Below are 11,017 nucleotides of genomic sequence, written 5' to 3'. Positions count from 1 at the left end.
GGTGGTGACCAATACGACCACAAATGGTGCTGCCGGGGGAAGTCCGCGACGGTGAGCTTACCGAAGGCGAGGGCGCCTGCGGGCATGAGACGAAGACGTTCATGATCAAGGAGGAAAGCATGGCCATCACGACGGGGTTCTCCCTTCCCGGATTCCATTGGCGCCGGGGCAAGCAGGCGTGGGACAGGCACACATGGCTGTACGTGTCGGTGATCATCGCCGTCGTGCTCGGCGCGGCCGTCGGCCTCATCTGGCCCGAGGTCGGTCAGAGTCTCGAGCCGATCGGCAAGGGCTTCGTCTCGTTGATCAAGATGATGATCGCCCCGATAATCTTCTGCACGATCGTGGTGGGGGTCGGCTCCATCGCGAAGGCGGCGACGGTCGGCAAGATCGGCGGCCTCGCGCTTCTGTACTTCATGGTGATGTCGACATTCGCGCTGGCGATCGGCCTGGTCGTCGGCAACATCATCCACCCGGGCGCCGGCCTCGACATGGCGAACTCCAACTACGACGCGACCGACACCGAGGCGAAGACGACGACGGAGTTCATCCTCGGCATCATCCCGACGACCTTCTTCTCGGCATTCACCGGTGAGAGCGTCCTGCAGGTGCTCTTCATCGCGCTGCTGGTCGGCTTCGCTCTGCAGGGTCTGGGCGAGCGGGGCGCTCCCATCATGGACGCGGTGAAGAACCTCCAGAAGCTGGTGTTCCGCATCCTGGGCATGATCCTGTGGCTCGCCCCACTGGGTGCCTTCGGTGCCATCGCGGCGGTCGTCGGCAAGACAGGGATCGCGGCCATCTGGAGCCTCGGTGTGCTGATGATCGCCTTCTACATCACCTGCTTCCTCTTCATCGTCGTGATCCTGGGAACACTGCTCTTCGCGGTCACGCGGGTGAACATCTTCAGCCTGGTCAAGTACCTCGCTCGTGAGTACCTGCTGATCGTGGGCACATCGTCGTCGGAATCCGCCCTTCCGCGGCTCATCGCCAAGATGGAGCACATCGGCGTCTCGAAGCCGGTCGTCGGCATCACGGTTCCCACGGGGTACTCGTTCAACCTCGACGGCACCGCGATCTACCTCACGATGGCCTCTCTGTTCATCGCGACGGGCATGGGGCAGCCCATGACGATCGGAGAGCAGATCGGACTGCTGGTCTTCATGATCATCGCCAGCAAGGGAGCCGCCGGCGTCACCGGTGCGGGGCTCGCCACTCTCGCGGGCGGACTGCAGGCCTACCGCCCCGACCTGGTCGACGGCGTGGGCGTGATCGTGGGGATCGATCGGTTCATGTCCGAGGGGCGTGCGCTGACCAACTTCACCGGGAACGCCGTCGCGACGCTCCTCATCGGCACATGGACGCGCCAGATCGATCGTGATCGTGTGCAGCAGGTGCTCAGCGGTGCGCTGCCCTTCGAGGAATCCACGCTCGACGGGATCGACGAGCACGGAATGGCAGACGAGCAGAAGGCCGTGGACGTCCAGGGGCTCAAGGAGTCTGCACTCGACGAGATGGCCGCCAAGCAGGAGCGCGCACGACTGCGCGCATCTCGGGGCTGATCACACAGGAGAGAGAACGATGCGGGAGCCGACGGACGTCGGCTCCCGCATCTGTGCGGTCAACCGCTCTTGCGTCGGAACTCGCGCCGCGTCTGCGGGGCGGGTGCACCGTGGACGGCGGAGTCGCCATCCAGGTGGGCCTCGCCCTGCCGGTGGTGCGCGTTCTTCTTCTCGAGCGCTTCCTTGAACTTGCGCTTCATCTCCTCGCTGGAGGAGGCGCCTTCTTCGGTGCTCATAGTCGTCAGCCTAGGGCACGCCTCCGGCAGGAGGCAGGATCACCTGCGCACCCTGCGGGAGATCAGATCGATCACCGCGCCGAATCCGAGTGCGATCGCGATCGACACCACGACCGCGACCACCGGGCCACCCGGCAGCAATGCGGCCACGATCGCACCCACCGACGCCTGGTAGAGCGCCCACCCGAGGGCGGCGAGCGACACCAGGCAGAGGTACCGCACCGGATGGATGCGAGACGCGCCGGCGACCAGGTTGATGGCCAACCGCGCGAACGGCACGAACCGAGCGGTGAACAGGATCACCGCGGTTCCGCCGTCGAGCCGGCGCCGTGCCCAGTCGAGCGACTGACGCACGCGAGGAGTGCGCATCCACCGCCAGCGTTCGGTGCCGACGGTGCGTCCGATCGCATAGCAGGCCGCGTCGCCGGCCGCCGCGGCGATGCCCGCGCAGACGATCACCGCCCAGAGCGGAGGTGTTCCGGATGCCGATGAGAGGGCACCGAGTGCCGTGACGGCGATCTCCCCGGGGACGATCACGAAGAACGCATCCCCGAAGACGAGCAGGCTCATGACGACGAGAGCCCAGGGGCCGGAGAGCAGATCGGTGGACACAGCCCCAGGGTGCGATGACGAGGTGAACGGGAACCAACGCCGGGATAGCCGGTGACCAGCGATCCAGCATCCGGTGAACTTCTGGTGCCCACAGCCGTTTTCCGCGTGCGGCGGCCACGACCCGCTGCATCCTGGGGATGTGAGAGTCGCGATCGTGACAGAGTCCTTCCTTCCCCACATGAACGGGGTCACCGGATCCGTGCTGCAGATCCTGAGACACCTCGAGCGCACAGGCCACGAGGCGCACGTGCTCGCCCCGGACGCCGTCGGCATCCCCTCCGAGGTCAGCGGCGCCCGCGTCGAGCCCATCTCGAGTCTGGCGCTCCCCGGTTACCCGAATGTGAGGGTGGGCACCTCGCCCGCACGTCGTGTCGCGGCATCCCTGCGCCGCTTCCAGCCGGACGTCGTGCACCTCGCCTCTCCGTTCGCCCTCGGATGGCGGGGCGCGCTCGCCGCCGAGCATCTCGGCATCGCAGCGGTCGCCGCCTACCAGACCGATGTCGCGGCCTACACCGAGAGATACCGCGTGCCGGCGACGACGGGTATCGCCCAGTCCCACATCGCCCGGCTCCACAGGCGGGCGACGTTGACGCTCGCTCCGTCGGCGGATTCCGAGCAACAGCTCCGAGAGCTGGGAATCGATCGGGTCCGTCGCTGGGGCAGGGGAGTGGATGCCGAACGCTTCCAGCCCTCCCGTCGCAGCGCAGAGCTGCGCACGACGTGGGGCGCGCCGGCGGTGATCGGGTACGTCGGGCGCCTCGCACCCGAGAAGCAGGTCGAGGACCTGGCCGTTCTCCAGGACATCCCCGGTGCACGGCTCGTCATCGTCGGAGACGGCCCGAGCCGCGCGAGGCTCGAGAACCTCATACCGTCCGCGAGCTTCCTCGGTCATCTCGAGGGCGAAGCGCTGGCGGAGGCCCTGGCATCGTTCGACGTCTTCGTGCACCCGGGGGAGAGCGAGACCTTCGGGCAGACGCTGCAGGAGGCCCACGCCAGCGGGATCCCCGTCGTCGCCACCGGCCGCGGAGGGCCCCTCGACCTCGTGCGGATGGGAATCGACGGGTGGCTCTACCGGCCGGGTGACCTCGACGACCTGCGCATGCGGGTGGCGGACCTGGTGGGCGATGCGCGCAAGCGCCGCGCGTTCGGCGAGGCAGGGCGAGAAGCGGTGCAGGGGCGCAGCTGGGCGAGCGTATGCGATCAGCTCCTGGAGCACTTCGATGATGCGCGAGTGCTCCGGGCGGCGGACTCCGGCGCCCGCGCTCGCCGCGTCGCACGTCCGGAGACCACGGCGCCCGTGGTCCCCAGACGCTGGCGCCGATACGTGGCCCTGGGCGACTCGCTGACCGAAGGGCTGTGCGACCCAGCCCCCGACGGAGCGCTGCGCGGGTGGGCCGATCGACTCGCCCTGCTGCTCTCCGCCGAAGGAGGACTCCATTACGCCAACCTGGCCGTCAGGTCGAAGCGGGTCGCCGATGTGTGCACCACACAGCTGCCCCGAGCCATGGAGCTGAAACCCGACCTCGTCTCGATCCTCATCGGCGCCAACGACCTCGTGAAGCCGACCGTCGATGTGCCGGCGCTCGCCGCGGCCCTCGAGCACACGGTGGTGCAGCTCCGCGGCATCGGCGCCGACGTCGTGCTGGTCACGCCGTTTCTCCCGCGGCGACGTGCTGCGTCGATCTACTCCCGTCGGTTCGCAGCCTTCGCGACAGCTCTCACCGGCATCGCCGCCCGTACGGGCGCCATCCTGATCGACACGGACCTGCATCCGAGCCTGCCCGATCGCCCGAACTGGGGAGAGGATCTGGTGCACCTCAGCAGTCGCGGGCACCGATTCCTCGCCTACCGGGCGGGCGAGGTGCTCGGAGTCCCGCATGCTGATGCCCTGGGCCTGCTCGACGCCGCCCTGCACGAGAACGAGCCGATCGGTGCGGGGCTGTGGTGGCGACGGCACGCTCTGCCGTGGGTCTGGCGCCGCCTGCACGGACGTACCGCGGGTGACGGGCGGCACGCGAAGCACGATGCGTACGTGTACCTCGGGCGATCCAATGCACCGCGCGGCGTGGCCGTCATCTGACCCCGAGCCGCGTCAGCTGACCCCGGTCCGGCCGGCGTTCACGACTGTCACCGCACTGCACTGCACCGCACGGCAGTCGCCGGTGCGCGTCGCTGTCGCCGTCAGCGCCTGCCCATACCGTGGTACGACCAGCCGGCGGCACGCCAGGCCTCGGCGTCGAGGCAGTTCCGGCCGTCGATCACCACCCGCCCTGCGACGAGCGATCCGGCGTGTTCCGGCGTGAGGTCGCGCCGATACAGGTCCCATTCCGTGACGACCACGACGGCGTCGGCATCGCGGAGCGCATCGTCGCGCTCGGCCGCGTAGCCCAGCTGCGGGTGCGCGGCCGCAGCGTTCTCGAGGGCGGCCGGGTCGGTGACGACGACATCGGCGCCGAGTCCTCGCAGCCGAACGGCGACATCGAGAGCGGGGGAGTCCCGGATGTCGTCGCTGAACGGTTTGAACGCCGCGCCGAGCACGGCGATCCTCCGGCCGAAGACGAGCCCGCCGAGCGCGTCGACGACGAGCTGCACAGCCCGGTCGCGACGACGGAGGTTGATGGAGTCGACCTCGCGGAGGAAGCCGACCGCCTCGCCGCGTCCCAGCTCCTCGGCCCGTGCGGCGAACGCCCGGATGTCCTTCGGAAGGCAGCCACCGCCGAAGCCGATGCCCGAGCCGAGGTACCGCCGACCGATGCGGGTGTCGTGGCCGATCGCATCCGCAAGGAGTGTGACGTCCGCTCCCGAGGCCTCGGCGATCTCCGCCATCGCGTTGATGAACGAGATCTTGGTGGCGAGGAACGCGTTGGCTGCGCCCTTCACGAGCTCGGCCGTGGCGAGATCCGTCACGAGGAACGGGGTGCCTGCCTCGACGGCGGGACGATAGGCGTCTCGGATCCGGTCGGCCGCCCGCTCGCCCTCGTCGTCCGGAGGCACCCCGACCACGAGGCGGTCGGGCGTGAGCGTGTCGTGCACGGCCCACCCCTCACGGAGGAACTCGGGGTTCCACACCAGTGTCGCCCCGGCAGCCGCGACCGGGGGCGCGAGCCGCTCGGCGGTGCCCACGGGCACTGTCGACTTGCCTGCGACCACATCGCCGCGGCGCAGGTGCGGGAGCAGCGACGACATCGCCGCATCCACGTAGCGCAGGTCGGCGGCATGCCCGCCCGTCACCTGGGGAGTGCCGACGGCGAGGAAGTGGATGTCCGCCCCCGCCGCATCCGCCATCTCGGTGCTGAACCGCAGGCGGCCCGAGGAAAGACCCTCGCGGAGCAGCTCACCGAGCTGCGGCTCGAAGAACGGGGCCGTGCCCTCCGCGAGCGCGGCGACCTTTTCCTCGTCGACGTCGATGCCGACGACGTCGTGTCCGATCGAGGCCATGGCCGCGGCGTGCACGGCACCGAGGTACCCGCATCCGATCACTGACATGCGCATGGGATCAGGAGACCGGATGCGCATCACGGGGCGGCATCCGCCGGGTGAACGGCGCGTGGCCGGCGCATGTCGGAACGCGAGGCGCGCAGTCGCGGGGCTTTTCCGGGTCCCGCTGATAGGCTGGTCGAGGTCGACGCAGGTCGACGGCACAACTTCATATCGACTCATGGAGCGATCGGCGCAGAGCTGGTCCCCTGTGGTGGGTTCCTCGGCGTGACGTCGGGTGGCTTTCTACTGGTGGCCAGCGCAGGTGAGATTCGCGGGATTGCCCGCGCGCCCGTATCCGGCCGAATCCGCTCCTTCATGAATATGCTCGCGCGTCACACGGATTCGCGAGTCTAAACAAAGAAGGAGAGACCTCTTGGAAGGTCCTGAAATCACCGCCACCGAGGCCGTTCTCGACAACGGCCGCTTCGGCACCCGCACCATCCGCTTCGAGACCGGCCGCCTCGCGCAGCAGGCTCAGGGCGCAGTCGCCGCGTACCTCGACGGCGAGACCATGCTCCTCTCGGCCACCAGCGCAGGCAAGCACCCGCGCGAGGGCTTCGACTTCTTCCCGCTGACGGTCGACGTCGAAGAGCGTTCGTACGCCGCCGGCAAGATCCCCGGTTCGTTCTTCCGTCGTGAGGGTCGCCCCTCGACCGAGGCGATCCTCGTCTGCCGCCTGATCGACCGTCCGCTGCGTCCGTCGTTCGTCGACGGTCTGCGCAACGAGGTCCAGGTCGTCATCACCGTGATGTCGATCGCTCCGGGCGAGTTCTACGACGCTCTGGCGATCAACGCCGCTTCCGCGTCGACGCAGATCTCCGGCCTGCCCTTCTCGGGTCCGGTCGCCGGTGTGCGCCTCGCGTTCGTCCCCGGCCACGGTGACCACGCCGACCAGTGGGTCGCGTTCCCGACCGCCGAGCAGGTCAGTGAGGCCGTGTTCGACCTGATCGTCGCCGGTCGTGTCGTCACCAAGGCCGACGGCACCGAAGACGTCGCGTTCATGATGGTCGAGGCCGAGGCTACCGAGGGCAGCTGGAACCTGATCAAGGCCGGCGCCACCAAGCCCGACGAGACCATCGTCGCGCAGGGCCTCGAGGCATCGAAGCCGTTCATCGCGCAGCTGGTCAAGGCTCAGGCAGAGCTGGCAGCCACCTCGTCGAAGGAGCCGGGCGTCTACCCGGTCTTCCCGGCGTACAGCCAGGAGGTCTATGACTTCGTCGCCGGTCGCTCGTACGACGACCTCGTCGGCGTCTACCAGATCGCCGACAAGTCCGAGCGTCAGTCTGCGGACGACGCAATCAAGGACCGCGTCAAGGCGCAGCTCATCGAAGCCACCGAGTCGGGTTCGCTCCCGGCCGCCGCTCCGCTCGAGTTCTCCGCGGCGTACAAGTCCGTCACGAAGAAGATCGTGCGCGGTCGCATCCTCACCGAGGGTGCTCGCATCGACGGTCGTGGACTCGCGGACATCCGTCCGCTCGACGCCGAGGTGCAGGTCATCCCGCGCGTGCACGGTTCCGCGATCTTCCAGCGCGGCGAGACCCAGATCCTGGGTGTCACCACGCTGAACATGCTCAAGATGGAGCAGCAGATCGCTTCGCTGTCGCCCGTCACGAGCAAGCGCTACATGCACCACTACAACTTCCCGCCCTACTCGACCGGTGAGACCGGCCGTGTCGGTTCGCCGAAGCGTCGCGAGATCGGGCACGGCTTCCTCGCCGAGCGCGCCCTCGTGCCGGTGCTGCCGAGCCGCGAGGAGTTCCCGTACGCGATCCGTCAGGTGTCCGAGGCGCTGAGCTCCAACGGCTCGACGTCGATGGGATCCGTCTGCGCGTCGACCCTGTCGCTGCTGAACGCGGGTGTGCCGCTGCGCGCAGCCGTGGCCGGTATCGCCATGGGCCTCGTCTCCGATGAGGTCGACGGTGAGACCCGCTACGCGGCGCTGACCGACATCCTCGGTGCGGAAGACGCGCTCGGCGACATGGACTTCAAGGTCGCCGGTACGAGCGAGTTCGTCACCGCCATCCAGCTCGACACGAAGCTCGACGGCATCCCGACGTCTGTGCTCGCCGGTGCGCTCACGCAGGCCCGCGACGCTCGTCTGACGATCCTCAACGTCCTGAACTCCGGGATCGACGCTCCCGACGGGATGGCGCCGACGGCTCCTCGCGTCATCAGCGTGCAGATCCCGGTCGACAAGATCGGTGAGCTCATCGGCCCGAAGGGCAAGACGATCAACGCGATCCAGGATGAGACCGGAGCGCAGATCTCCATCGAGGAGGACGGCACCGTCTACATCGGCGCGACCGACGGTCCGTCGGCCGAGGCCGCCCGCGCCCAGGTCAACGCGATCGCGAACCCGACCAACCCCGAGGTGGGCGAGCAGTTCCTCGGAACCGTCGTCAAGATCGCGACGTTCGGCGCGTTCGTCTCGCTGCTCCCGGGCAAGGACGGACTGCTCCACGTCACCGAGGTGCGCAAGCTCGCCGGTGGCAAGCGTGTCGAGAACGTCGACGACGTGCTGTCGGTCGGTCAGAAGATCCTCGTGAAGATCACGAAGATCGACGACCGCGGCAAGCTGTCGCTCGAGCCCGTGCTCGACGACGCTCCCGCGGCGGACGCAGCTTCTGCTGAAGAGGCCGCTGCCGAGTAATCGCCAGCGCTTCGAGACGGAGCCCGGGTCAGTCCTTCGCGGACGACTCGGGCTTCGTCGTATCCGATGTGATCAAATCGTTATGGGAAGTTCTTGCGCCGTTCCCCGGATTGGTCAGGGAGTTCGCCGATGTCGCCTACTCTCGAAGTACGCACCGGGGGGTGCAAGTCCAGGCGGTGACGCAGATCGGTACGCACCGATTGACGCGGGGGTGAGGAGATGCGGTTGTTCGGCGTAGGCGCAGGAGCGTCGGCTGAGAGTGCGCAGCAGGGCGCCGCAGAGCACCCGTCCGCTCCGATCCCGATCGTCGGGCCGGGAATAGGCGAGAGCATCCGTGTTCCGCTCGGTGAGACCGGACTCGATACGTTCCCCCTCATGCTCGGAGCGGCCGAGTTCGGCTGGAACGTCGATCTCGAGACCAGTCATGGCATCCTCGACCGCTACGTCGAGTTCGGCGGCAACGCCATCCACACCGCCGACGGATTCTCCGGTGGGCGCAGCGAGCACATCATCGGACAATGGCTCCGATCCCGTGGGCAGCGCGACCGCGCACTCCTGAGCGTCCGCGTGGGTGCCCACGCCGACAACCCCGGACTCGGATCCGTCAACCTCGTGCGCGCCGTCGAAGGGTCGCTCACCCGACTCGATGTCGAGCGCATCGATGTGCTGTACCTCGACGCGACGCTCGACAGGACCACGAATCTCGAAGACACGCTGGCGACGGTCGAGTGGCTCGTGGATGCGGGCAAGATCGGCGCCCTGGGTGCGTACGGCTTCGCGCCCGAGCGCCTCGTCGAGGCGCGGATCCTCGCATCGGCAGGGTACCCGCGCATCGAGGTCATCGACTCTCCGTACAACCTGGTGCGTCGTCAGCCGTTCGAAGGAGACCTGCGACTCGTCGCTGGTGCTCAGAGCCTCGCCGTCACGCCGTCTCACGCCCTCGAGCACGGCTTCCTGTCGGGCCGACACCGCAGCAAGGCGTTGGCCTCGCGGGGTGTGCGCGGCGAGCAGCTGCGGGGCCATCTGAACCGGCGGGGAACGAAGATCCTCCGTGCCCTCGATCAGGTCGCGACCGAACTCGACGTCCCGGTGGCGGCTGTGTCGATCGCCTGGCTGCTCGCACAGCGGACGATCGCCGCCCCGATCGTCAACACGTTCGCGACCGACCACGTCGACGAGCTGATGCAGGGTGCCGGGGTCGCGCTGTCGCGGGCCCAGGTCGCAGAGCTCACCCGCGCCGGCAACTGAGCGCCGTCACACCGTTGTCACATACCTGGCATAGGGTGGAGTGAATCCCGGCGGACGCTGTCGATGAAGCGAGCGAGTTTGTGACGCATTACATATATCTGGTCAGACACGGTGAACATCAGGACGCCGAGCACGGTCTCGCCGACGGACCCCTTTCTCCGCGCGGTCAGCGCCAGGCGGAACTCATCGCCGACCGGCTCTCCGGCCTTCCGCTCGACGCCGTGTGGCATTCACCGCTCCTGCGTGCGAACGAGACTGCTCGGGCGATCGCCGCACGTCTGCCGTCCGTCGACCCTGCGCCGACCGCCCTCCTCTTCGACTGCGTGCCCACGGGCATGACCGACGAGACTCCCGCAGCCTACGAGCCGTTCTTCGGCGCTGTCACCGAGGCCGAACTCGACGCAGGGCGGGCCCAGATGTTCGATGCCGTCAACGAGTTCCTGGTGCGCAAGCCCGGCGACGTCCACGAGGTGCTGATCACCCACAACTTCGTCATCTCGTGGTTCGTCCGAGAGGTGCTGGGTGCGCCCGAATGGCGGTGGATGACTCTCAACCAGGCGCATTGCGGTCTGACCGTGATCGCCCAGAAGCAGGGGCGACCATGGACTCTGCTCACGCACAACGACACGGGTCACCTGCCGGTCGAGCTCCGAACGGGCATCCCCGACGCGATGCCGGTCTGATTCGGATCTGCGCGGCCCGCCGCCGAGGCCGAGGAGCACCCGCGAAATAGACTGGCGTCATGACCACGCAGGTAGCACTCGTCGGCGGAACCGGAAAGCTCGGATCGATCATCCACTCGGTGATCGACGAGCTCGAGGGCTTCGAGGTGAGTCGTGTGCTCACTTCGCGCAGCGACCTCTCCGAGATCGATGGAGCAGATCTCGTCATCGATGCGACGACTCCTCAGGTCAGCATCGATGTCGTGCGGACAGCCATCGAGCATCGGATCAACGTTCTCGTGGCGACGTCGGGGTGGTCGACGGAGCGGATCGCGCTCGTGCGACCGCTCGTGGAGAATGCCGAGACCGGAGTCGTCTTCATCCCGAACTTCTCACTCGGGTCGGTGCTCGGGTCGGCGCTCGCTGCGGCCGCAGCGCCTTTCTTCGGGTCCGCAGAGATCGTCGAAGCCCATCACGAGACGAAGATCGATTCTCCGAGCGGAACGGCCGTCCGCACAGCCGAGCTGATCGCCGCGGCCCGCGCCGATCCGGGCCCGGTCAGCGCCCCGC

9 protein-coding genes are annotated in these 11,017 nt (G+C 68.0%); 6 read left to right on the top strand and 3 right to left on the bottom strand.

The window, feature by feature from the left end:
• Positions 1-119: 119 nt before the first annotated feature.
• Positions 120-1,559 carry a cation:dicarboxylate symporter family transporter gene (locus J7E68_RS05740; protein WP_215170684.1) on the top strand — a complete coding sequence of 480 codons (1,440 nt, stop codon included), beginning with the start codon at positions 120-122 and terminating at the stop codon, positions 1,557-1,559.
• 59 nt (positions 1,560-1,618) lie between these two features.
• Here the strand turns inward: J7E68_RS05740 and J7E68_RS05735 are convergent, their stop codons facing one another.
• Both J7E68_RS05735 and J7E68_RS05730 read right to left on the bottom strand, forming a co-directional pair.
• The gene (locus J7E68_RS05735; RefSeq protein WP_091232420.1) at positions 1,619-1,795 is read right to left on the bottom strand and encodes a DUF5302 domain-containing protein; all 177 of its coding nucleotides are present in this window, start codon (positions 1,793-1,795) and stop codon (positions 1,619-1,621) included.
• 39 nt (positions 1,796-1,834) lie between these two features.
• The gene (locus J7E68_RS05730; protein WP_311416446.1) at positions 1,835-2,407 is read right to left on the bottom strand and encodes a VTT domain-containing protein; all 573 of its coding nucleotides are present in this window, start codon (positions 2,405-2,407) and stop codon (positions 1,835-1,837) included.
• A 154-nt stretch (positions 2,408-2,561) separates the two neighbouring features.
• Here J7E68_RS05730 and J7E68_RS05725 point away from each other — a divergent pair, with 154 nt between their 5' ends.
• On the top strand, positions 2,562-4,487 hold the full coding sequence (locus J7E68_RS05725; RefSeq protein WP_311416444.1) for a glycosyltransferase: 1,926 nt from the start codon (positions 2,562-2,564) through the stop codon (positions 4,485-4,487).
• 101 nt (positions 4,488-4,588) lie between these two features.
• Here the strand turns inward: J7E68_RS05725 and J7E68_RS05720 are convergent, their stop codons facing one another.
• Entirely contained in the window at positions 4,589-5,899 is a 1,311-nt protein-coding gene (locus J7E68_RS05720; protein WP_215170680.1) for a UDP-glucose/GDP-mannose dehydrogenase family protein, read from the bottom strand.
• A 361-nt stretch (positions 5,900-6,260) separates the two neighbouring features.
• Between J7E68_RS05720 and J7E68_RS05715 the strand changes: the two genes are divergently transcribed.
• From J7E68_RS05715 to J7E68_RS05700, 4 genes are all read left to right on the top strand, one after another.
• A complete protein-coding gene (locus J7E68_RS05715; protein ID WP_215170678.1) occupies positions 6,261-8,537 on the top strand; it encodes a polyribonucleotide nucleotidyltransferase in 2,277 nt (758 codons plus the stop codon).
• 219 nt (positions 8,538-8,756) lie between these two features.
• A complete protein-coding gene (locus J7E68_RS05710) occupies positions 8,757-9,785 on the top strand; it encodes an aldo/keto reductase (protein ID WP_215170676.1) in 1,029 nt (342 codons plus the stop codon).
• An 80-nt stretch (positions 9,786-9,865) separates the two neighbouring features.
• The gene (locus J7E68_RS05705) at positions 9,866-10,468 is read left to right on the top strand and encodes a histidine phosphatase family protein (protein ID WP_215170674.1); all 603 of its coding nucleotides are present in this window, start codon (positions 9,866-9,868) and stop codon (positions 10,466-10,468) included.
• A 59-nt stretch (positions 10,469-10,527) separates the two neighbouring features.
• Positions 10,528-11,017 (top strand): dihydrodipicolinate reductase C-terminal domain-containing protein (locus tag J7E68_RS05700; protein WP_215170672.1); only part of this gene is annotated, 490 nt, incomplete at its 3' end.

It is taken from the genome of Microbacterium sp. ISL-103 (assembly GCF_018613995.1).
GTDB lineage: Bacteria > Actinomycetota > Actinomycetes > Actinomycetales > Microbacteriaceae > Microbacterium.
Note: the sequence above shows the minus strand (reverse complement) of the source record. Positions and strands in the feature narration are given on the sequence as shown.